Annotated in this window: 20 protein-coding genes; 7 read left to right on the forward strand and 13 right to left on the reverse strand. The window is 33.3% G+C overall.

Going from position 1 to position 22,541, the window contains the following annotated elements; translation table 11 throughout:
- Window positions 1–21 precede the first annotated feature (21 nt).
- A complete protein-coding gene (locus IPM51_04560) occupies window positions 22–1,758 on the reverse strand; it encodes a DUF349 domain-containing protein (protein ID MBK9283574.1) in 1,737 nt (578 codons plus the stop codon).
- 99 nt (window positions 1,759–1,857) lie between these two features.
- Window positions 1,858–4,731, reverse strand: a complete 2,874-nt coding sequence (locus tag IPM51_04565; protein ID MBK9283575.1) for a PD-(D/E)XK nuclease family protein — start codon at window positions 4,729–4,731, stop codon at window positions 1,858–1,860.
- A 4-nt stretch (window positions 4,732–4,735) separates the two neighbouring features.
- Between IPM51_04565 and IPM51_04570 the strand changes: the two genes are divergently transcribed.
- Window positions 4,736–4,972, forward strand: a complete 237-nt coding sequence (locus IPM51_04570; GenBank protein MBK9283576.1) for a hypothetical protein — start codon at window positions 4,736–4,738, stop codon at window positions 4,970–4,972.
- Between the two features lie 8 nt (window positions 4,973–4,980).
- Here the strand turns inward: IPM51_04570 and IPM51_04575 are convergent, their stop codons facing one another.
- Window positions 4,981–6,075, reverse strand: a complete 1,095-nt coding sequence (locus IPM51_04575) for an AI-2E family transporter (protein MBK9283577.1) — start codon at window positions 6,073–6,075, stop codon at window positions 4,981–4,983.
- A gap of 139 nt (window positions 6,076–6,214) precedes the next feature.
- Between IPM51_04575 and IPM51_04580 the strand changes: the two genes are divergently transcribed.
- The 3 genes from IPM51_04580 (at window position 6,215) to IPM51_04590 (ending at window position 9,242) form a co-directional block, all read left to right on the forward strand.
- Window positions 6,215–7,387: a GWxTD domain-containing protein gene (locus IPM51_04580; GenBank protein ID MBK9283578.1), complete on the forward strand. Its 1,173-nt coding sequence runs from the start codon at window positions 6,215–6,217 to the stop codon at window positions 7,385–7,387.
- A gap of 134 nt (window positions 7,388–7,521) precedes the next feature.
- Window positions 7,522–8,523: a T9SS type A sorting domain-containing protein gene (locus tag IPM51_04585; GenBank protein ID MBK9283579.1), complete on the forward strand. Its 1,002-nt coding sequence runs from the start codon at window positions 7,522–7,524 to the stop codon at window positions 8,521–8,523.
- Between the two features lie 104 nt (window positions 8,524–8,627).
- Window positions 8,628–9,242: a superoxide dismutase gene (locus IPM51_04590; protein MBK9283580.1), complete on the forward strand. Its 615-nt coding sequence runs from the start codon at window positions 8,628–8,630 to the stop codon at window positions 9,240–9,242.
- A gap of 40 nt (window positions 9,243–9,282) precedes the next feature.
- Here the strand turns inward: IPM51_04590 and IPM51_04595 are convergent, their stop codons facing one another.
- Both IPM51_04595 and IPM51_04600 read right to left on the reverse strand, forming a co-directional pair.
- Window positions 9,283–9,996 (reverse strand): GLPGLI family protein, encoded by a 714-nt coding sequence (locus IPM51_04595; GenBank protein MBK9283581.1) that lies wholly within the window; start codon window positions 9,994–9,996, stop codon window positions 9,283–9,285.
- A complete protein-coding gene (locus tag IPM51_04600) occupies window positions 9,986–12,724 on the reverse strand; it encodes an outer membrane beta-barrel protein (GenBank protein MBK9283582.1) in 2,739 nt (912 codons plus the stop codon). Before IPM51_04600 ends, IPM51_04595 begins: the two co-directional genes overlap by 11 nt.
- Window positions 12,725–12,851: 127 nt before the next feature.
- On the opposite strand from IPM51_04600, the gene IPM51_04605 reads away from it, so the two are divergent.
- The gene (locus IPM51_04605) at window positions 12,852–13,478 is read left to right on the forward strand and encodes a threonylcarbamoyl-AMP synthase (protein MBK9283583.1); all 627 of its coding nucleotides are present in this window, start codon (window positions 12,852–12,854) and stop codon (window positions 13,476–13,478) included.
- On the opposite strand, the gene IPM51_04610 is transcribed toward IPM51_04605, so the two are convergent.
- A complete protein-coding gene (locus IPM51_04610; GenBank protein MBK9283584.1) occupies window positions 13,473–13,895 on the reverse strand; it encodes a 3-dehydroquinate dehydratase in 423 nt (140 codons plus the stop codon). The genes IPM51_04605 and IPM51_04610 overlap by 6 nt on opposite strands.
- Before the next feature lie 3 nt (window positions 13,896–13,898).
- Between IPM51_04610 and IPM51_04615 the strand changes: the two genes are divergently transcribed.
- Window positions 13,899–14,330, forward strand: a complete 432-nt coding sequence (locus IPM51_04615) for an META domain-containing protein (protein MBK9283585.1) — start codon at window positions 13,899–13,901, stop codon at window positions 14,328–14,330.
- Window positions 14,331–14,334: 4 nt separating this feature from the next.
- On the forward strand, window positions 14,335–15,249 hold the full coding sequence (xerD, locus tag IPM51_04620; protein ID MBK9283586.1) for a site-specific tyrosine recombinase XerD: 915 nt from the start codon (window positions 14,335–14,337) through the stop codon (window positions 15,247–15,249).
- On the opposite strand, the gene IPM51_04625 is transcribed toward xerD, so the two are convergent.
- The 7 genes from IPM51_04625 to IPM51_04655 form a co-directional block, all read right to left on the reverse strand.
- Window positions 15,244–15,918 (reverse strand): hypothetical protein, encoded by a 675-nt coding sequence (locus IPM51_04625; GenBank protein MBK9283587.1) that lies wholly within the window; start codon window positions 15,916–15,918, stop codon window positions 15,244–15,246. The genes xerD and IPM51_04625 overlap by 6 nt on opposite strands.
- A 58-nt stretch (window positions 15,919–15,976) precedes the next feature.
- Window positions 15,977–17,518: an acyl-CoA carboxylase subunit beta gene (locus IPM51_04630; GenBank protein MBK9283588.1), complete on the reverse strand. Its 1,542-nt coding sequence runs from the start codon at window positions 17,516–17,518 to the stop codon at window positions 15,977–15,979.
- On the reverse strand, window positions 17,511–18,302 hold the full coding sequence (locus IPM51_04635; protein MBK9283589.1) for a TerC family protein: 792 nt from the start codon (window positions 18,300–18,302) through the stop codon (window positions 17,511–17,513). Before IPM51_04635 ends, IPM51_04630 begins: the two co-directional genes overlap by 8 nt.
- Window positions 18,303–18,394: 92 nt before the next feature.
- Window positions 18,395–19,369 carry an RluA family pseudouridine synthase gene (locus tag IPM51_04640; protein ID MBK9283590.1) on the reverse strand — a complete coding sequence of 325 codons (975 nt, stop codon included), beginning with the start codon at window positions 19,367–19,369 and terminating at the stop codon, window positions 18,395–18,397.
- A gap of 129 nt (window positions 19,370–19,498) precedes the next feature.
- Window positions 19,499–21,421: a T9SS type A sorting domain-containing protein gene (locus IPM51_04645; protein ID MBK9283591.1), complete on the reverse strand. Its 1,923-nt coding sequence runs from the start codon at window positions 21,419–21,421 to the stop codon at window positions 19,499–19,501.
- Entirely contained in the window at window positions 21,408–22,022 is a 615-nt protein-coding gene (locus IPM51_04650) for a PASTA domain-containing protein (protein ID MBK9283592.1), read from the reverse strand. Before IPM51_04650 ends, IPM51_04645 begins: the two co-directional genes overlap by 14 nt.
- Before the next feature lie 9 nt (window positions 22,023–22,031).
- The gene (locus IPM51_04655) at window positions 22,032–22,457 is read right to left on the reverse strand and encodes a hypothetical protein (protein MBK9283593.1); all 426 of its coding nucleotides are present in this window, start codon (window positions 22,455–22,457) and stop codon (window positions 22,032–22,034) included.
- Window positions 22,458–22,541 lie beyond the last annotated feature (84 nt).

Here is a 22,541-nt window from a genome sequence, read left to right on the forward strand (position 1 = left end):
GCACCAAAAATATCTATTTGATTATTTAGCTTCTGCTTTAGATTGGTTATTCTCTCTGATTTTATTTAATTCGTCAGTTACCAATTTGCGCTTGGCTTTAATTTCTTCCAATTTTGTTTTTTCCTCAGCTATTTTATTTTCAAATTCAGCCATCAATGGATTTCCTTTAGAATGTTTAAAAAAGCCAAGATTGTTTTCGTAAGTCAGTAAGTTGCTGTTTATTTCGTCTGCCAATTTTTTCAAATAATCAGCTTCTTTTCTTAAAGCATCAAATGCATTACCTGAATTCGAAAGCCTTTCTAATTTATTATTAAACTGAATTTCACCTTTTTCTTTTTTATCAATTTTCAGTTTATCGTATAACTCATCTAGTTTTTTGAAAAACTGTTCGGTTATTCGTTTTTTCTCTTTAATAGGAACGTGGCCGATTGCATTCCATTTTGCTGAAAATGCTTTAACAATTTCTTGATCTCCGGCTGAATCTTGGCCGGGAACAAAGGCCGATATTTCTGAAATTAATTCCTCTTTTAATTTTAGGTTTTCTGATTCTTCGGCGTCTTTCTGAGCATTTCCGGCTTTTTTCGCTTCAAAAAAGGTGTTACAGGCTGTACGGAATCTTTTGTATAATTTGGGTTCTTCTTTATCTCCGTTGCTGGGATGCTTTTTCCAATCTTCCTGTAATTTAAAAAATGCTTGAGAGGTTTTTTGCCAATCTGTACTGTGCTGAATTTCTTCTGCCTTTGCAATCAATTCATTTTTTATTTTTCTGGCTTCAGCAAATTTTTCGTTGAGTCCGGCAAAAAAGCTTTTCTTTTTTTCAAAGAAGGAATCACAAAGTGCACGAAATTCTGCCCAAACTTTTTCGTTATCTTTTTCATTGGTTCTTCCTACATTTTTCCATTCGCCCTGCAAGGCAAGTATGGCTTCGGTAGCACTATTCCATTTTCCGGGACCCGAATTTTCAATCGTTTCAAGTACTGCTTTAATCTTTTCGATTAATTCCAGTTTCTCTTTCAGATTTTCTTCTTTCTTTTCTTCAGCAGTATGATAAAATGATTTTACTTTACTATATACTTCGTCAAGGGCAGTCTTGTATTCTCCTTTTAATGTATCCCATTTATCGTTAGGTACAGGGCCAAGTTCATCCCATTCGTTTCTGTAAATTTTGATTAATCGCTCAGTTTCCTTAATATTTTCCGTGTCTTTTAAGGCCTTGAGTTTTTCAATTAAAATAGATTTATTTTCAAAATTCTTTTTAAGGTCGTGTTCTTGTAAGTCGCGATAAATTTTTAAGTTGTAATAAAATTCTTCAATGGCTTTGCTATATTCTGCTTGTACCTCTTTGTACTTATGTGATGAAACAGCACCGCATTCTTTCCATTCTGTTTGAAGTTCTTGTAATTTTTTAATTGCCGCTCCTACATTATCACTCAATTGGCTTAAATCATTTATTTTGGCAATAATTTCTTTTCGGATATTTAAATTGCGAGTTTGTTCATTGGCTAATTTCGCGTCGCTTTCTTTTTTGAGTGTATTGTATTTTTCAATTAAATTTTCAAACACCAAATCTTCATTTTGCTTAGGATAATTGAATTCTTTCGCTTTTCCGCCTTCGTCTACGAAAACCTGACGGGCTTCTTCAAATTCTTTGGTCCATAACTTCTGATACTCTTTTTGAAGAGCGTGTACCTGATGAGCTACTTCACCTGCATCCTTAGCGAGCAGTTCTTCTAGTTGATTGATTAAGTCGGTTTTCATTCCTATTGGTCTAGTAGATTCAAAAATAAGTTTTTCCTTCGGTTTTACAAATGATTGAAGCCTTGTTTATAATTAAAAAAGTTTGTAATTTGTAAATTCTTAAAATGCACTTTTAACTTCTTTCAGGCAGATTTGATTATAACCGCAATAAATGCAGGTGTCTGAATTTAAGGTTTGTTTAAAATCTCCATTTGTTTCAAGTAATTCTGATATGAATTTAGAAAGCGCGAACTCAAATTCTAGTATTAATTTTTCACTGAAGATTAGTTCTTCTTTTTCTTTGGTTCTTATTAGATGAGGTTGCAAGGTATAATCCTTAAAGGCGATGATGCCGGGTTGAAGGGATCCGGCAGATGCATAGCTGTTCTTATACAAAAGCCATGCGTACATAAATAATTGCAATTGTTTGTTATATTCTATTTTATCAAATAGATCTTCAAAACCGGTAAAGACAAATTTGTCGCTTTGTTTCACTGAATTTTTATAGTCAATAATTCTAACCTGGGTATTTACACTATCAATTCTGTCTATTTTACCTCTTATAAATACCTCTTTTTCTCCACCCTCAATATTAACCATTAATGAGGCATTGAATTCTTTTTCTAAATCCTTTATTACAAATGAAACTCCATTTTTCTCACAAGTTGTACTTAAGCTCAAATCGGTTTTGATTTGCTTTTCCAGATAGGCTTTTATTACTGCAGCTTGAATTAAATTTTTACCCTTAATTTCGTCTAAATCAAAAAAGCTCAAAAAAGCTTCTTGCACCATTTTTTCAATTCTATTTTCATGGGTATGTAAGCTTTGACTTTGAAGATGTTTCCCGATAAATGGAGTATAGTATTTTTCCAGACAAAGATGAAGAATGGATCCGAAGGTATTGCTTTCAGCACTTTCTTCTACATTTTCGGTTTCTTTAAGCAGGGCACCATATCGAAAATAAAATTTTAAGGCACATTCCTTGTAAGTATTAATTGAAGAGGGAGATAATCCGGTGTAGTCGGAATTGGTTGTTGCTTTATGTAAAATTGGCTGCAGGGAAATTTGATTCTTAGGATAAGCGATTTGATTATTCGCCTCTCTCATTTTTAATTCCGACTCAGCATTGTATTCGTTAATTTCAATATTGGCAGAGTAATTTGGAAGTTCTATTTGTAATTGAGAAACAAATCTGCTTTTTTCGCCTTTACCAAAAGTATCGGTTTCGCAATCATAGGTTATGCTTACTTCTTTTGCTCTTTGTAATAATCGGTAAAAATGATAGGAATAAATGGCATCTTTTTCGGTATAAAGTGGCAAGTTAAAAGCTCTTTTTAAATCATTCGGAATAAAAGAATTAACCGACTTGCCTGATGGTAAAACAGATTCATTAACATTTACAAAAATGACGTGTTCAAAATCAAGCGTACGGGTTTCTAATAAGCCCATAATTTGTAAACCTTTTAAGGGTTCGCCAATAAACGGCGCACTTAAACTGCCTGTGATTTGACTAAATAATTGTTTAAAAGCGTGGATATTTTTAAAATATGGATATTTAGAAAGCGCATCGCCTATACGATTAAAAGAACGTTTGTAAAGCGATAAATATTCTTTTTCTAGTTTTATTTCATTTTTTTGTTCTGATTTATTAAAATGATTAATTAAATCATTTATTAGTTGTTGTAAGGCATCGTTAAATGCCAGGTTATTATTAGCTTCAGTAAATAAGGCTTGTATAATTGCATAAGATTCACCAAAAAATTCAATCAGGTGTTTTTTATGAATAAAGGCAATATTTTTTTTGTGTATTGCTTCTGTGATTGCAGAAATTGAAATATTTATATTATTGAATTGAAGCCAATTTTGAAACAAGGGTTGTTTGATGATGGAAATAAATTCGGTGTAATAAATGTATTTGTTTTTATTTTCTTGTTTATCAAAACTTACTTGCAATTGAATGCATGATTCCAATAATGCAGATGTGGCGGTATACCTCAATGGGTATTCCATGGTAATGTTAACATGTTCAACCTCGTTTGGTAGTTGTCTTAGTACCGGCCAAAGCAATTTTTCATTAGCTAAAACGATAGCAATAGAGTCGAGTGGTGTTTTTTGTTGAATGTACTCTTCTAATATTTGTTTTACCGCCATAGCTTGTCCCATTTGTTTGGGCACCGACAGAATATTTATTTTTTTGGACTCGAGAAAATGTTCTTTAATGAAACTTGGATTTTTTTGCGGAAACAATTCAAGATTTTTTCTTAAAAAGTGACCTGCCTCATGATCAACATTTTTCAGGTAATAAGGATCGCCATCCCATAACAATTCGGCTTTTTGTTTTTTAACTAAATGCGAAATGATTTTTAATTCGGAAGTATTTAAAGCATTAAATCCACAAAATAAATATTTAGAAAAGATAGAGTCAAACTGTGAAGTGCTTAATTTTTCGGTAGCAACACGGTAGGCTAATCCCTGATAGGCCAATTTTTCTGCAAGAAGTTTTGTTGTAAAATCGCTGTATATGAAACTTAAACTATGCATAAATGCCAGATATTTTTTCTGAAATTCAGTCAATTCCTCATTATTCAAACTCCAATTTTCTATTTCCTTAATTTCGGCAAGGTTTTCATACACTTGTTTGGGGTTGGCCAGGTGTCGATCTATTTCGTTAAAATCCTGTAAAATTAAGCCGCCCCATTTGGCAAAACTTTCAAAAGGTTCTGCTGCGGTTTTATGTAAAGTTTGGTAGCTATCGTAGAGCATACATAATTGATCCACTTCATCGGCTGTTTGCAATCCACTGATTTCTCTCACTAGGTCTTCGGCACTAATAATGGTAGGCAACCAAATAGTTTCCTTAAAAACTTGAGCCAGGTATTTTTTGAGAAATAAGGCTCCTCTTTTACCGGGGAGTACCACGCATAGATTTTCCGTGTTATCTTTGTGGTGCTCAAAAATATGTAAAGCTACTTGCTTTAGAAAGGGTAAACTCATGAACTTGAAAGATATTAAATTCCCGCAGTATAGAAAATACAGTAATGACTTGAGTTATTTCAAAATTATAAGCGCTAATGAAATGATTGAAGTAAGGAGGGTAGGCAAAAAATTAATAATAACGGAGCTTTTGGCTAGCCAATTACCCGAGCTGAATTATATTAATGACTTACTGAATGAAGAGGGCAGGGCCTTAACCATAGAAGCGGATGAGTTTGAGGTTTTGTTGAAAGAATTATAAATTCTAAATCAATTATCAATTTTTTCGGAAATTTTCCGAAAAAACTTAAGATGGGTTAAAAACTCTCCGGCAATAATTCTAAATAAGGTATAAACGGGTAAAGCCACAATCATAGCGGGTATACCACCTATGGTTGCCGCCATTAAAGTAACCAGAAAAATTTCGAGCGGGTGTGCTTTTACTGTATTGGAAAATATAAAAGGCTGTACAATAAAAGCGTCAAATAAGTTTACACTTAGTAAGGCAATAAATATTTTATTGATTACAGGCCCAATCATATCATAATTACCGGCATGAATGCATCCACTTACTCCTAAAAATATGGCGATTAACATGGTTAATACCGAACCTATATATGGTATGATATTGAAGAGTCCTGCAACAAATGCGATTAAAAGGGCGTTATTAATTCCTAATATGCTAAGAATGATAAAATCTAAACTTCCAACAATAAGCATGTCTAAAAATAATCCCGCAAAATATTTACTGAGAATTTTTTTGCTTTTAGACATCACTTCTTTTATTTCTTCTTCTTTTTCGGTAGGTGTTAGAGTTAGAATAGCATTCTTAACCAATAATTGATCTTTCAGAAAAAAGAACGTAATGAATAAAACACATAAGGTACCGCCGGTTATGGTTCCAAAATATCTAAATAAGTGATTTGCAGCGTCTGTTAAATTATCGGTATTAATGTATTCGCTTATTTGATTAATAACATTATTGTGAAAATCTTCTTCGGTTCCAAATTTGAATAAAAGGTTTTTCAATGTTGGAAATTCATTTAAAATATTATGAAGCACATCAAAAAAGTTAAGATTTGAAAGGAATTCGGCTTCTTTTAGTAAAGGAGGAACAATCACTAAAAATAAGCCGGATACGCAGCCTAAAATAACAAACAAGGTAATAAGTGAGGCAATGGAATCGGGAATACTTTTTCTACCCATTTTAATTTTTTCAATTCTTCTGGTTAAGGGGAAGAAAATGAAAAATAACACCATGGAAATAAGGATATAAATTAAGATTTTAAAAAAAATAAATGAGAGTATGAATAATACAGCGAGGCCAATTATTCTCCAAATTCGGTATGAAAGCGGATTTTTCATTTAATCAAAGATAGTTTTAAAATACGTAATTTTACTACCTGTGCGTTTTACATTTTCAAAGATAACTTTAATTTTTTATTTGGTATTGTTTTGTGCTTGCTCCACAGGCCGACAGTATTCTCAAAAGCCAACAAAAAGCGTGCTTAATCAGGATGAAGAATCGGTAGAAGTTAAATCAGTAGTTTATCATTTGAACGATTCAATAAGTTTGTTATTGGTTGAAGTAGTGAATGAAAATTTAATGTATAAACGTCCGGATACCAGCAGTGCATTTTATGCAGAAATTAAAGTGAGCGCTTTGTTAATTCCGGATTACGCATCAAGAATAGTATTGGATAGTTCTTCGATTTATCTAAATGATAGAGCAGGGGAAATAATAGCACCATCTTCACTTAAAACCATGTTTACTTTTAAAGTTCAAAAGGGACAAAACTACTATATCGACATTAAAGTACTTGATCTAAATAAAAAAATAATTTATATCAAAGGGCAGTCTGTTTATAAAAAAGAAAATTATGGAAGCCAACATTATTTGGTTAATGTGAAGAAAAAACCTTCGTTTTTACACCATTTTAAAGAAAAGGATACCCTTCAAATAGAAACGAAATTACAGGAGAGTAAATTTGTAGTTGATTGCTTTATTAAAGAATTTCCGCCTGCATTTCCTCCCTTTTCAACTAAAAAGTCTGATGAAATGAAATACGTGGCGGATAGTACTTTTTATTTAGAAAAAGTGGATGATAAATTGGAAATAATCATGCCTAATAAAGGATTTTATCATTTGCGCTCAAACACGTTGGTAAATGAAGGCTTAAGTTTATTTTGTTTCGGGAATTCATATCCCGGAATTAGTACAAATGAAGAGATGATAAAAGCAACACGTTATATAATGGGTAAAGATGAGTATGAAAAGTGTTTAAATGCTCCTGATCAAAAAAATGCAATTGACGAGTTTTGGGTGAACATCGGAGGCAGCAAAGAAAGAGCAAAAGAATTATTAAAACGATATTATAATCGGGTGAAAGAGGCGAATAAATATTATACCAGTTATTGTGAGGGTTGGAAAAGTGACAGAGGTATGCTTTTAATTGTGCTCGGAAAACCAAATTACATTTATAAAGGTAAACAATCAGAAACCTGGTTGTATGGTTTAGAAAATAACCCAAATTCCTTCCGCTATGTTTTTACAAAAACAAACAATCCGTTTAGTGATAATGATTATGTTTTAGAGCGTTCGCAGTTTTATAAAGATCATTGGTATCAGGCAGTGGATATTTGGAGACAAGGCCAGGTTTATTTAAATAAGAATTAGAAAAGAGCTATTGAGGCTTTTATTCACCTTTTTTGGGGGAATTTTAAATTTTACACAGTTAATTATTTGTTAATTCATTAATTCCGAATGAATTAATTGTTAAATTTGCGACTTAAACCAATTAAAACAAAAAAATGAAAAAATCTACTAAAATGTTCTTTGCTCTCCTTACTTTATTGGGAATGAGCGTATTCGGTCAAGCTCCTGTGGTTGACTTCTCTTGGACTCCTACTTCACCTTGTGCAGGTCAAACTGTTCAAATTACAGGTTCTGTTACTTCAGGTACAGCAACTGCTTGGGGATATAGTTTAACAGGCGCAACAGCTGGAAATACTTTAGTTCAAAATCCTGTTGTTACATTTACAATGGGTGGTGTTCAAACGGTTACCTTAATTGCATTAGATGGGTTTACTCCAAGTGCTCCGGTTGTAAAAACTATTACAGTTCAAGCTGCTCCTGATGTTACTGTTACCAGTGCTTCACCCGTAGTATGTTCAGGAAATTCAGTAGTAATCACCGCAACTGGCGCTGCTACTTATTCTTGGATGCCGGGTGGTCAAACTACAAGTACTATTGCAGTTACTCCAACAGCTAATGCAACTTATTCAGTTATTGGTACCGGTACTAATGCTTGTTCCGCTACTTATACAATTACACAATGGACTGCTTCTTTAGCTGTTTCAAGTACAACCAACATGTTGTGTAGTGGTTCTAGTGCAACTTTAGATGCAGGTTATGGTGTTACTTATTCGTGGTCACCGGGCGGACAATCTACAAAAACAATTGTAGTTTCTCCAACTGTAACAACTTCTTATACAGTAACTGATGCTACTTGTTCATTAACTGCTAATTTCACACAAAGTGTTACAACTTGCGTAGGATTAAACGAGCGTAATGCGGATGTTAAATCTTTTGGAATGTATCCAAATCCAGCTGTTAATGAAGTAGTATTAGAATTCAATAACAATTTTGATAAAAATGTAACTATCGTTGATATCACCGGTAAAAATGTTATGTTGGTTAATTCAAACGAAAGTAAATTATCTTTAAATATTTCTACTTTAAATCAAGGAGTTTATTTTGTAAAAATTCAGTCGAATAACAAAACTGAGTACGCAAAATTGATTAAAGAATAAACAAACTCTAATTATTATTAAAACCTCTCCGGTAATGGAGAGGTTTTTTTGTTTTATCTCTTTCAATAAATTATATTTGTTATCCTAACAATTTAAAAAATAAGATTATGGCGTTTGAATTACCTAAATTAAACTATGCATTCAATGCATTGGAACCACATATTGATGCAAAGACTATGGAAATACACCACGGAAAACATCATCAGGCCTATGTTACGAATTTGAATAATGCTATTGCAGGAACTGATGCAGAGAAATTATCCATTGAAGATATATGTAAAAATATTTCAGAGTATCCAATGGCCGTGCGTAATAATGGTGGTGGTCATTTTAATCACTCCTTATTTTGGGAAATTATGTCTCCAAATGGAGGTGGTGTTCCTTCGAACGAAGTTGGTAAAGCCATTGAAGCTGAATTGGGTGGTTTTGATAAATTTAAAGCGGATTTCACAGCAGCAGGAGCAACTCGTTTTGGTAGCGGATGGGCTTGGTTATGTGTAAAGGCTGACGGTAAATTGTGTGTATGCAGTTCTCCAAATCAGGATAATCCTATGATGGATATTGCAGAGTGCAAGGGTACACCTATTTTAGGAATGGATGTTTGGGAACACGCTTATTATTTGAACTATCAAAACCGTCGCCCGGATTATATGGCAGCATTTTTTAATGTAATCAATTGGGAAAAGGTGAATGAAAATTATTTGAAAGCAAAAAAATAAAAACAATTAAATATTAAGCCTTTGAAAAAGGGCTTTTTTTTTACCATACCTCAAAGGTTTCGTGAATTACCCCTTTAAACCATTTTTCTTTACCCCAACGTTTAATCATTTCTTCCTTCATTTCAGGTACGGTGTAAACTTTTTTACGTTTGGAGGGAATGAAAACAGTAACCGGGGGTTCTATTAATTCTACTTTTTTGGCAAAATAAATTATGCCACCATCTTCTGTAGCTAATCCTAATATTGTTCCTGGTAATCCATAAAAACTTTCAGGACCTGTACCGGGAATTAAATCGTAGCTAAACCAGGCGTAAATTCGAGTAGTATCATTTACCTGCCAAAGTGCTTTTCTGCATGCGTAACCGGCAATCATTCTTGTACTCTCCGTTATTTTCCAGTTTCTGGTAAATAAACTATCTGTAAGATTTAATTCTTCTCCCCAAAAGAATTTTCGCAAGTATCTTGTTTGTGTGTTGAAATTCTGATAAACTGTATTTTTTTGCGTAGCCCATTCAAAATTTTCTTTCAATTCACTCTCCTGTGGTTTAAAAACCGAAATCGTATCATTAAAATATAATTCAAAAAAATCTATCTTTATCTTGTCTTCTTCTTTAATCCATCGCTTATAATCATCGCCTTTAAATTTTTTATACAAATTTGTTCTTCTTTCAAAAGTTATTTTTCCTCTTGTGATTTGTGCCGGTGCAAGGGAACAGAGCAATATAAGTATGCTTAAGCTAATTCTAAAAATCATCTTCTTCCTCCTCTTCTTCTTTTTGACTAGTAAATTTATAGATTAAACGAAATAGAAAAAAGCGTTTTATTACTTGAGTTTTACTGTCAACAATACTATTACTGTTTACGTATCTTGTATTGTTTACATTTTGATTCAATAAATCATAACCTTCCAAAACAACAGTTAATGCATCGCGTTTAAAAAAGGCTTTACTTATGGTTGCATTGATGGTGGTTACTTCTAAATTAAAGCCCGGAGTTCTGTTTCCATTGTTGGTGTATTTCACGTCAGAGGTGATGTAAAACTTTTTTGGTAATTTGAGTGATAAATTAGCTCCTCCTGAATAGGAATAATAATTTTGATTGGAATTAATACTGATTGTTTGTTTTGTGTTATCGTATTTATATTCGCCTGTTATTCCTAATTCCATCCATTCTATTTGCTTTTCAATTGTTAATTCAGGTGCAAACCCATAAGATTCAACCGTGTTAAGTTTATTGTTAACGTACGAAAGGTTTCTGTTTATATTCGCATTTAATCTATATTCTATTTTCAACCATCGGTGAAGTATTGGAAACCCACCGCCAAGCCAGGTATTTCCATAGTAATTACCATTAATATTAGTTGGTGTCGCAATGGCTCTTCCTAAGCTGTCAAAATAGCTGGTATTGGTAAACTGATTAAAGGTTTGAGAACCATAAATACCTACATTAAAATGCACATCGCTTATTCCTTTGTAGAAATAATAATTCATGTTTAAATTATTTACAAAGGCAGGTTTTAAATCCGGATTACCAATAAAAATCCTATTGGGATCGCTATTATCTACAACCGGTTGCATTTGCGATAACTCCGGAGTTTGCAAATCTGAATAATAATTCATCCATAAGTTTGAACTTTGTGAAAATCGGATTTGTGCATTAGCATAAGGTAAAAATCCGGTAAATGTTTTATTTAATTTCTGATTATCGGTTACATTAATATTTTCCTGATATATATTTTTATAATTTACGCCAACTCCAATTTTATACTTTTTAACTTCATAAGTTAATCTTGTTCCACCCCGGTTAGTTAATCGGGTATTTCTAAAGTCATTGGATTGTAAAGTATTGAAAAGATCGTAAGTCTGCCCACCAAAATCAAATGTTTTTCTGGTATTAGCATTTAAGCTATGTGATATTCCGTAGCTAAATTCCGATTTTAATTTTTTACTCCAAGGTTCAGTATAGGTTAATGAACCGTTGTTTAAATTTTTTAAACTTGATGTTTCGCGTTGCTGCGCAATACTCGAGTCTTTTAATTGGGATTGAAAATAAACAAAGTCGGTGTTTAAATTATTTTTACCCTTTTGTTCAAATAGAGTAGGGTTGTACATAATAGATAATTGTCGGTCTTTCTTTTTAAAATTCCGGTTGATTTTCATCAAAATGTCGGCATCCGTTTTTTCGGTTTTGCCATTATTCAGAATAGAAGTTCTTCGGGTTGTGGTTCCTTCTTCACTTACAAAATCATCAATTTTTAAGTTTGATGTTTCAGTTATGCCCAAACTACCTTTAGGTCTTACTATCAATTCGGTTAGTGAATCCAACTTGGTGGAAAGTTTGAAATTAAAGTTATGACTCAAGTTTTGATTGTTATTAGAAGAAAGTTGTTGATTGGTATAGGTGGTGTCATCTAAAAAGTATTGTGTATTAACTTCCGAACCTGAAAGTAAACCGGTTTGACGGAAGGTATAATCGGCATTTACTTTAGTTGACTTACCAAATTTATTATTAAAATAAAAACCACTTTTTAAAGTAGTAGGAATCCCTGATTTATTATCTTCAAAACTGGTCCAGGAATTAGATTCCGGATCAAAGGATACATTACCATTATCGTTAATGCCGTACTTATAAGCGTCGCTCCAGTCAAAAGCTTGTTTGGGTGTTGAGGTCCATAAACCAAATGCCGATATTTTTAAATTCTTTTTAAATCGGTTAACTAATAAATCGTTTTCATGAAATTTATTAAAGTCACTGGCTCCTGAAATTTTTCCAAAATATCCTTTTTTAGCATCTTCTTTTAATTTCAAATTCATCACCTTCAACATTTCATCTGTATTACCTTCTCCTTCTGTATTGTCTTTCTTTTTATCAAATACTTGAACCGATTCCAATGTTTTTGCATTTAAATTTCGAGTGGCTACTGTTGGGTCGCTTCCAAAAAATTCGTCTCCATCCACCAATACCTGATCAACCGCCTTACCCTGAACGGTTATTTTTCCCATTGCATCTACTTTAACACCGGGTAATTTTCTCAGTAAATCTTCAACATTGGCATTCGGTCTGGTTTTAAATGAATCGGCAGTAAACATAAGTGTATCTCCTTTGTAATACACTTTATCCTTATAAGCTAATATTTCAATTTCATTTAATTCAATCGATTTGGAAGGGAGTACTACATTTTTAAAATTATAAACACTGTCAGCAGAAGGAACTAATAAATAAGTTTTATCATTAAACTTGGGATGCGATAATATGACAATGTATGTATCAAGCGGAACAACTAAAGATTTGAAAACGCCTTCTTTATTGGTGCGTGTAAAACTAACCAAACTACTGTCTTTAAACTTTACAGCCATCATTAGTACATTGGGTAAGCCTTGCGATGCAGCCGTGTCTTTTACATTTCCATTAAAATAAAGGTTTTGACCATGAAACGTAGTTGCGCTTAGGAAAATAATAAGCAATAAAATGAATTGTTTCATGAAACGCAGTTAAAGCGATAATACAAATATTAAAAAAGGTTACGTAGGAATGATGGGAAAGTAGAATTTTTGACATAAATTGGCTTTTAATAATTCAAAATCACAGCAACCTATAGGGTACAAGTTTATGTTAATACGATTAAATGACAATAGCCTAAGCAGTAAAGGCATGGATCAAATCATTTCCTGTTTAAAAAACGGCGGGTTGATTATTTATCCTACAGATACGGTTTACGCTTTGGGAGCAGATATCACAAACGTTAAAGCTTTTGAAAAGATTTGCAAGTTAAAGGGAATAAAACCTGATAAAGCTAATTTTTCATTTGTATGTAGTAATCTTAGTCATTTAAGTGAGTATACCAGTCCAATTCCTAATCCGGTTTACCGCATCATGCGTAAAGCTTTACCCGGGCCATATACATTTATATTAAACGCCAGTCAAAAAGTACCCAAACTTTTAAAGCAAAATAAGAAAACGGTGGGTATCCGGGTGCCTAATAATAAAATATGTACAGCTATTGTTGAACAGTTGGGCAATCCATTAATTTCAACAAGTTTGCATAACGAAAATGATGATATTTTAGAATATTTTTCAGATCCGGAACTAATTCATCAGCAATATGAAAGTGAAGTGGATATTGTTGTTGATGGAGGTTTTGGTAATGTTTATCCTTCTACTGTGATTGATTGCAGCGGAGATGAATGCGTGATTGTAAGAGAAGGGGCTGGCGACGCATCTATTATTAATTTATGATTTATCTAAGTAGTATTTTACTGCTAATTCGTAAGATTGTAATCCGAATCCTGAAATACTGCCAATACAGTTTTTTCCGACATAGGATATATGTCTGTAATCTTCTCTCGCAAAAATATTGCTAATATGTACTTCAATTACAGGAGTTTTAATAGCGGCTACCGCATCGGCTATACCAATGGATGTATGCCCATAAGCGCCCGGGTTTAATATAATTCCGTCAGCTGCAAAACCTTCGGTTTGTATATGATTAATAAGTTCACCTTCAATGTTACTTTGCAAATATTTAAAGTTAACCTGCTTGAATTTCTTTTGCAAAAGCACTAAATACTCATCAAAACCCATGTTTCCATAAATATCCTTTTCTCTTTTGCCTAAAAGGTTTAAATTTGGTCCATTAATTACGGTTATATTCATAAAGTGAAATTACGGGTTATTTTAATATTTACGTGCATTTTTACATTTCAAGTTTGTAAGGCACAAAAGTATCCTATTAAGGATAAAACTACTTATTATTTAAATTCAATTTTTATTGGAGGTAAAAAAAACGCCTTGGTGCGTGATAAAGGACATATAGTTTTTGATTTAAAAGCGAATGAGGCTACTTGTTTTACTTCCTGTAATTTCGTAAAGCTTAAAGTTAAAATCAAAGATCAAAGCATCAAATTCACAACTGCGGTGCCGGCTAAAACGCCATGTCCTGATCATCTTTTAGGAATTGAAGAAGATATCAAGGAAAATTTGCCTAAAATAAATAATTACACAGTTAAGGGTAATCAGTTAATTTTAATGAAGGATAAGGATGTTCTAATCATTTTTACAGAATCCGGAATTGAGGGCGTGAAGAAATAAGAATATGGCAGACTGGACGGTTTTTTATTCCGGTTTTAAACGTTATTTACAATTAGAAAAATCCTTATCAGAGAATACAATTGATGCCTATCTTGGAGATTTAAAAAAACTTCAGACCTTTTCAGAATCCAACTACAAACATTCCTCTCCACTTTTATTTACCTATAAACAACTTGCGAAATTTGTTGAATGGGTAGCAGAAATGGGATTTTCGGATACTACACAAGCTCGTGTTGTATCGGGCATCAAGACTTTTTATAAATATTTGGTTTTAGAAGATGAATTGAAAAGTTCGCCGGCAGAATTACTTGAAAAACCAAAAATCACTCGTAAACTGCCAACACCTCTTACAATTCAGGAAATCGATAAAATGATAGCGTCAATTGATTTGAGTAAACCCGGTGGAGAACGGAATAGCAGCATTTTGGAAACCATGTATAGTTGTGGTTTACGTGTGAGTGAATTGGTGGATTTACGAATTAGTCAAATGCATTTAAGCGAAGATTTTATAAAAGTAAAGGGAAAAGGAAAAAAAGAACGTTTAATTCCTATTGGTAAACCGGCTGCTAAAAAAATTGATGCTTATATGAGAAATGAAAGATCTACTCTTTCCGTCAAAAAGGGCAATGAAGATTTTGTTTATTTGAATAGGAGGGGGAGTAAACTAAGTAGGGTAATGGTATTTTATATTATTAAAGAATTGGCAGAAAAAGCCGGTATCAAAAAACAATTAAGTCCGCATACATTTAGGCATTCTTTTGCTTCTCACTTGGTTGAAGGGGGTGCAGATTTGAGGGCTGTGCAAGAGATGTTGGGACATTCAAGTATAACTACAACGGAAATTTATACGCACTTAGATAAACAATATTTACGCGACAATATTTTAAGTTTCCACCCCCGAAATAAAAACGAATTATAAAAGCTTAAAATACTTTTGACAACTCAGTAATTGTAAAGATTTTCCGAATTTTAATTGTTGTGCTCTTTTGGTGAATTCGGCAGCAGTGTCAAATTCTTCTTTTTCTCCCGAATTTAAAAAATAGATAATATACCGATGTTTATTTTTTTCGGTATCGTATTTAATTTTCGCAATAAAAATATTCTGATCAAAATTAAATTCAACAATATTAATTATTCCGGTGTGCACCTCACCATTATCCGATTGGTCAAACTTTACAACTTCAGATTCGTTATACAGATATCCGTTATCCAAACTATCTGTGCAATGTATGGCAAACGGATAAACCAGGGGCAAACGATAATAATCTTGAAATCCCAAATAGGTGTAGAATTGTGAAGGGATTGCATTTTTATGCTCCGGTTTTTCAATCATTTTTAAGTATTGGATTTGTTTGGATTGTGCGGTATCGGCTCTTTTATAGCTTTTATTTGCAAAAGTGGTATCAATATTCATTTCAAAACTATGCTCTAAGTCACTCACAAAATTTCTTGCTTTATGGGTAATTTTCTGTACTAAAAGGAATATAATAAGAAGAAGTAAAAGTAGAGATGCTAAAAATCCGGATAGCCAAATGAATTTACCTTTTTTATTGTTTGCGAAATAAATGATACTAAATACAGAGCACACTAGGGTAAGTGTTCCTAAAATAAAAATTCCAAAAAAATAAAATAAACCACCTAACATTTTACAAAGGCATATTTCCGTGTTTTTTCTTTGGAAGTTTATCTACTTTATTTTCCAGCATTTTAAATGCTTTTATCAATTTAATTCTTGTGTTTTCGGGTTTTATTACTTCATCCACAAAACCTCTTTCAGCTGCACGATAAGGATTAGCAAACATTTCTTTGTAAATATTTTCTTTCTCTTTTAGCTTAGCCTCTTTATCTTTCGCTTCAGCAATTTCACCTTTAAAAATAATTTCAGCAGCTCCTTTCGCGCCCATAACTGCAATTTCTGCAGTTGGCCAGGCATAATTCATATCTGCTCCAATGTGTTTGCTATTCATTACATCATAAGCACCGCCATATGCTTTTCTTGTGATTACGGTAATGCGCGGCACGGTAGCTTCACTAAACGCGTATAATAATTTAGCTCCATTGCTGATAATTCCGTTCCATTCTTGATCTGTTCCCGGTAAAAATCCCGGTACATCTTCAAATACCAAGAGAGGTATATTAAAGGAATCGCAAAAGCGAACAAAACGAGCAGCTTTTGTAGAAGAATGAATATCTAATACACCGGCTAATACGGCAGGTTGATTGGCAACAATTCCAATACTTTTTCCGGCTAAGCGCGCAAAGCCTACTACAATATTTTCGGCAAATAATTTATGTACTTCCAAAAAAGTTCCTTCATCAATTATTTCTGTAATAACATCTCGCATATCATAGGGCTGATTTGGATTTTCAGGTATGATGCTGTTTAATGCGGGTCGTGATTCATTTCCTATTGTATAAGGTAAGGAAGGAGCATCTTCTTCGCAATTCTGCGGCATGTACGATAAAAGTTGTTTGATGTGATTGATGGCTTCCACTTCATTAGCGCATGCAAAATGAGTTACTCCGCTTTTACTGGCATGTGTAATTGCTCCGCCTAACTCTTCGCTACTTACTTCTTCATGAGTTACTGTTTTCACAACATTAGGCCCGGTTACAAACATATAACTGGTATTTTCAACCATTAAAATAAAATCGGTAATAGCAGGACTGTAAACCGCTCCGCCGGCGCATGGACCCATAATAGCAGAAAGTTGAGGAATAACACCGCTGCTTCTCACGTTTCTGTAAAATATATCCGCATATCCTCCCAAAGAAACAACTCCTTCTTGAATTCGAGCTCCGCCACTATCATTTAGCCCGATAACCGGAGAACCGTTTTGCATAGCTAAATCCATAATCTTACAAATTTTTTCGGCGTGAGTTTCGCTCAAGCTACCTCCAAATACAGTAAAATCCTGTGAGAAAACATAAACTAATCTTCCGTTAATTGTGCCATATCCGGTTACAACCCCATCGCCTAAATATTTTTCTTTATCTAATCCGAAATCAGAACTACGGTGAGTAACTAACATTCCAATTTCTTCAAAAGAATTTTCATCCAATAAAAAATGAATTCGCTCTCTGGCGGTTAATTTGTTTTTTTTATGTTGGGCGTCTATCCGTTTTTGACCTCCGCCCAGTATAGCTTCATTTTTTTTCTCTTCGAGAATTTTTATTTTGTTATCCATTTATATCATTTTTTAATGAATTGATATCTTCCAGCGTATTGCTCCGCAATTGAACCGGATTTGTTTTTTTTCTAAATCGTAAATTTAATAACTCTACTATAAAACTAAAAGCCATTGCAAAATAGATATAACCCTTTGGAATATGGATATTTTCAACATGAATACCTTCAATAACCAATAAAACGGCAATGAGAACTAAAAAGGAAAGAGCTAATATTTTAAAAGTAGGGTGTTTATTTATAAAGGACGCAATTTTTGGAGAATAATAAAACATAACAATCATGCTAATTAAAACTGCGGTGGCCATTATTGGTAATTTATTGGCCATTCCTATTGCCGTAATTATTCCATCCATACTAAAAACCAAATCGATTAAAAGAATTTGAATAATGATAGCCTTAAATCCTTTTTTTAAATTGGTTTTAGCTTCTTCTCCTTCTTCATTAGCACCTTCTACTTTATTATGAATTTCCAAGGTACTGTTCACGAGTAAAAATAAACCTCCCCCTAACATAATTAAATCTTTGAGTTGAACAGGATGATTAAATAAATTAAATAAAACCGATTCACCCTTTATTAAAAACACCAAAATGAATAATAAAGAAATGCGCATGATGATACCACTCACCATCCAAATCATACTTGCTTTTTTAGCGTCTGAAGTATTTAATCTGCTCATGACAATGGAAACGAATATAACATTGTCAATACCTAACAGAATTTCCATTACGGTTAAACTCAACAAACTCAATACTGATTCTATAGTGAATATACCTTCAAACATGTGTAAAAAATTACCGGATTAAAATAAGTGAAAAAAAAGTAATAAAGAGCGGGAATAAGAACAATTAATTAAAAGAAATCAATAAAAATCTATTAGTTTTTATTTTCTTTCATGTAATTACGCCACATCACCAAGAAACTACTCATATCGTTTGGAAGTTCACTATCAAAAAATAATTTTTTATTAGTGAATGGGTGTGTTATTCCCAGTGTTTTAGCGTGCAAGGCGTGGCGGGGTAAAGTTTCAAAACATTTTTGAATGAATTGTTTGTATTTTCCACTATTTACTCCTTTTAATATTGCATCTCCTCCGTATTCCCAATCGTTAAATATGGGATGTCCAATACTTTTAAAATGTACCCTAATTTGATGCGTTCTCCCGGTTTCCAGCGTACATTCTACCAGATTTATATATCCCAAGCGTTCAATTACTTTATAATGTGTAACCGCATGTTTGCCGTGTTCACTTCCTTCAGGGAAAGGTGCCATTACTTTTCTGTTTTTTAAATCACGTCCTACATTACAAATAATCGTCCCTTCTTCTTGTTTTAAATCACCCCATACAATTGCATTGTATTTTCTATCCATTTTGCGATCGTATAATTCTTTAGAAAGTTTCATCATGGCCAATTCAGTTTTGGCAATAACCAATAAACCCGAAGTGTTTTTATCTATTCGGTGTACCAACCCGGGCCGTTCCAGATAAACATCGTTGTTTAATTTCGTTCTGTTTTTGGGAAGATTTTGAAAATGCCAGGCCAAGGCATTTACCAAAGTTCCTCTGTAGTTTCCATAGGCAGGATGTACCACCATGCCGGGTTCTTTATTTACAATGGCCAAATGATCATCTTCATAAATTATATTAATTGGAATGTTTTCCGGAACAACTTCTATATCCCTCGGCGGAACAGTTAATACAATAGAAATTTCATCGAATGGTTTAATGCGGTAATTAGATTTTGCGGGTTTGCCATTTACACGTACAAATCCGGCTTCGCAAGCGTTTTGAATTTTTGTTCGGGTTGTGTTAGAAATTCGAATTAAAATAAATTTATCAAGCCGAAGCATTACCTGGCCTTTGTCTACTTTTATATTGTGATGTTCAAATAATTCCTGTGCATCCTCTGATGAATTTTCATCAATTTCATTATCTTCTGTTACTTTCACAGGTTCATTTACAATATTAAATTAGCTTCTTTAGTGTTGGATGATGATTTTTTGATGTTGCGAATTTTGCTCATCATTTATTTGCAGGAAATAAACCCCGGATTCAATTTGTGATACATTTACGGCAACTTGATTTCCAAAAAAAGAATTTTTTAAAATTAATTTCCCGGTTATATCAAATAATTCATATTGAATAAGGGTTTTATTGTTTTGAGTAATGTAAATGATATCATGGGATGGATTTGGAAAAACACGAAATAAATTTATTACGTTTTTATTTTCAGAAAGTCCAACGGGAGGGGGAATAACCCTTCCAAATACCGGGTGTATCATGATAGATCCGGGAATCGTGGATTGTGTCCAGCCACTTCCTGAATCAAAAAATAAATAATTACTGTGATTTAAGTTCCGATCGAAACCTACTCCAATTCCCGTTGAAATTTTTTGTTTAAATCCGATGTAATATTCTCCCGGCGGAAGTATAAGGGGTGTAGTGAGTGTATAATCCGGCGTAACATTAACCCCCGCTTTTAAATAAATTACTTTCATTGAACTATCCTGAAGTAATAACGGTCCGGGAAAGCCACCTAAATCAGCATATACTTGTAATTGAAAAGAAGCTGATTCTGCACTTTGCATATTTCCAATGGGATCAAAATAAATCCGAACAGATCGTAAGGTATCGCTAAAGTTCAAATTAAATTTTACAGCCATTTTACCAAATGCGCCATTTATGTAATAGGCCGCTTCAGCACTTCCGTCGTCGTATGCGTAATAATTTTTAAAGGTTTGGCGTTGAATTACGGTATCATTTTCGGGACAAAAATCAGCAGAAATTCCATCCGTAAATAAGTAATGCTTGAGGGTGAAATCTACGCTATCTGAAAATGTATTGAAAGTATAAGTAAAAGCGGGAAACCTGTGTTGATTATCAGTACTCCAACCAAAATATTTAAATCGTTTAAAATTCGGGATAGCTCCTCCATCATAATTATCAATTGCTAGTCCGTTTTGGTACATGGCGTAACGATAACTCATATTGGGAATAGTAATTCCGGAATTGCTTCTAATAAATACATTTAAATTATTGGCCCGCTCTTCGGGTTTATATTGATGCCAGGGCATGGTAGCATATCTTTTTAGCAAAGGACTCGGAACATATCCAAAACTGATATCATTATAAGTGGTATCGCCAATAATTGTTCTTCCTTTATTTAAATACACGTAATCTAAATGCCATTCGTCAAAATCACCGGATGTAGTAGCCTTATTTCTAAATCTGAATTTAAATCCGTCTTTAAAATAATAAGCCGAATCTAACATTACAAAACCTCTTTTGAATACGGTATCGTTGATGTTGGCATTGGCATTTCCTTTTGAATGCCATATATTATTATTCCAAACACCAGCGGTTGGGTTGTAAAAATCAAGAATGAGTGAATCTATTATTTCCGGCGAATCTCCAAATCCTCTGGCTTGATAATAAAAGGATAATCCAACGCTATCAGAAGCTTGTAAAGTTTGTGCGCCCGATGTTAATAAATTAATGGGTTTTGATGTTAAGGTATCAGCTGGGTACGTTAGAGCGGTGTTTAAAATATAGGGTGTATACGGATAACCCATTTTATTGAGCCCGTCGAATGTAGCAACTCCAACACTTGGTGGTGCTGTACCGTGCCCGGTATTCACATGTGTGCTGGAATCGCTCCATAAATTCTGATCCGGAAAATTACCGGTTGCCGCATAATAAAAATCATCCTTAAAAGGTAAATTTATGCTGGCTGCATTTTTTTTATTTGCAATCTCGTTTTGACTATTATTTAATTTAAGGTCCTGATAAAATAAATTTATGTTGCCATTAAGCGGTCTTAATTCTTCCTGCGCTTTAGAATTAAACGAAGCTAAAATAAGTAAGTGTGTTACAAAATAAATATTTTTTCTATTCTTCTTCATCAAAATTTATATCATCCGCCTTAGTAGTATCATTTGGAAGGGCATTGTAATTATTATCTTTAACGCCTACTACCAAATTAATTTTACTTCCTTTTAAAACCTTATCCCCTTCGTTAATATCTTTTCCGTCTATTTGCTGACCTACAACACATCCATTGCAATCGGCATTTATTGTAATAACTTTTCCTAATTTTAGCCCATAGGAAGAGATAATTAATCGCGCCTGCCTTTCACTTCTATCAATAAGCTTTGGCATTTCAATGGCCGGAGGAACTAATCCGGTAACGTATAAGTAAACGGTTCTATTGTGTTTTACTTTACTTAAAGCTTCAGGATCTTGCCTTAATACAATTCCAGCTTTTTCTTTAGGGTCGTAAATGCTATCGATAATTTCAAAATGTATATTTTTATCGGAAGAAAAGTTTTCCAGATTTCGAAGTTCAAGGCCTTTAAAGTCAGGAACTTGAACAAAATCAGCATGTTCCGTATAAATGGAAAGCCATTTAATAACACCTAAAAAAATGCCCACTAATACAATAGTAATTAAACCTAAATGAATAAAAAAGGGCTTGGACTTTATAAAGCTAAACATGTCTTTCATTAATAAATTCTAAATTTCTTCGTGAACATGTTCTCTGATTACATACTTTAATACGAGCATGACCATTACACCTACAGATTGTTCGGCAACTTGCCAAACGCAATTAATTAATAGGTGATTCATGCTTAATTGTTTGGTTAATGAAATATGTATAACGGTGGCAATCATGACAAGTCCTAACCCACTTATTATTCCGGTAATTAAGGCTCTGATTATAGAGGATTCAAAACGTTTCATGAGTCGGCTTTCGAATAAAAAATACATTCCTGCACCAATCAACAAATAAGAAAAAGCGGCAAAAGTGATAAACCAAGTAAGTGGGAATTGAATTCGTTTAAAATCATTTAAAAATACACCATGCCAAACATAAAATAAGGTAAACATAGTGATTGCGGATAAAATCCAGGAAAGAAAAAATCGGATTCCAATCTTCATAATTTGTAGGCTTTACAAATTTAATCAATTTTGATGAAAATAGGACCTAAAAAAATAGCTAAAATGAGAGGTAAAATAAGTTAT

Source organism: Sphingobacteriaceae bacterium, from assembly GCA_016715905.1.
GTDB lineage: Bacteria > Bacteroidota > Bacteroidia > B-17B0 > Aurantibacillaceae > Aurantibacillus.

Coding starts and splice junctions, on each gene's coding strand:
- IPM51_04560 (MBK9283574.1), bottom strand. CDS start 1,758: ATGAAAACCGACTTAATCAATCAACTAGAAGAACTGCTCGCTAAGGAT.
- IPM51_04565 (MBK9283575.1), bottom strand. CDS start 4,731: ATGAGTTTACCCTTTCTAAAGCAAGTAGCTTTACATATTTTTGAGCAC.
- IPM51_04575 (MBK9283577.1), bottom strand. CDS start 6,075: ATGAAAAATCCGCTTTCATACCGAATTTGGAGAATAATTGGCCTCGCT.
- IPM51_04585 (MBK9283579.1), top strand. CDS start 7,522: ATGAAAAAATCTACTAAAATGTTCTTTGCTCTCCTTACTTTATTGGGA.
- IPM51_04595 (MBK9283581.1), bottom strand. CDS start 9,996: ATGATTTTTAGAATTAGCTTAAGCATACTTATATTGCTCTGTTCCCTT.
- IPM51_04600 (MBK9283582.1), bottom strand. CDS start 12,724: ATGAAACAATTCATTTTATTGCTTATTATTTTCCTAAGCGCAACTACG.
- IPM51_04605 (MBK9283583.1), top strand. CDS start 12,852: ATGTTAATACGATTAAATGACAATAGCCTAAGCAGTAAAGGCATGGAT.
- IPM51_04610 (MBK9283584.1), bottom strand. CDS start 13,895: ATGAATATAACCGTAATTAATGGACCAAATTTAAACCTTTTAGGCAAA.
- xerD (MBK9283586.1), top strand. CDS start 14,335: ATGGCAGACTGGACGGTTTTTTATTCCGGTTTTAAACGTTATTTACAA.
- IPM51_04630 (MBK9283588.1), bottom strand. CDS start 17,518: ATGGATAACAAAATAAAAATTCTCGAAGAGAAAAAAAATGAAGCTATA.
- IPM51_04635 (MBK9283589.1), bottom strand. CDS start 18,302: ATGTTTGAAGGTATATTCACTATAGAATCAGTATTGAGTTTGTTGAGT.
- IPM51_04640 (MBK9283590.1), bottom strand. CDS start 19,369: ATGCTTCGGCTTGATAAATTTATTTTAATTCGAATTTCTAACACAACC.
- IPM51_04645 (MBK9283591.1), bottom strand. CDS start 21,421: ATGAAGAAGAATAGAAAAAATATTTATTTTGTAACACACTTACTTATT.
- IPM51_04650 (MBK9283592.1), bottom strand. CDS start 22,022: ATGAAAGACATGTTTAGCTTTATAAAGTCCAAGCCCTTTTTTATTCAT.
- IPM51_04655 (MBK9283593.1), bottom strand. CDS start 22,457: ATGAAGATTGGAATCCGATTTTTTCTTTCCTGGATTTTATCCGCAATC.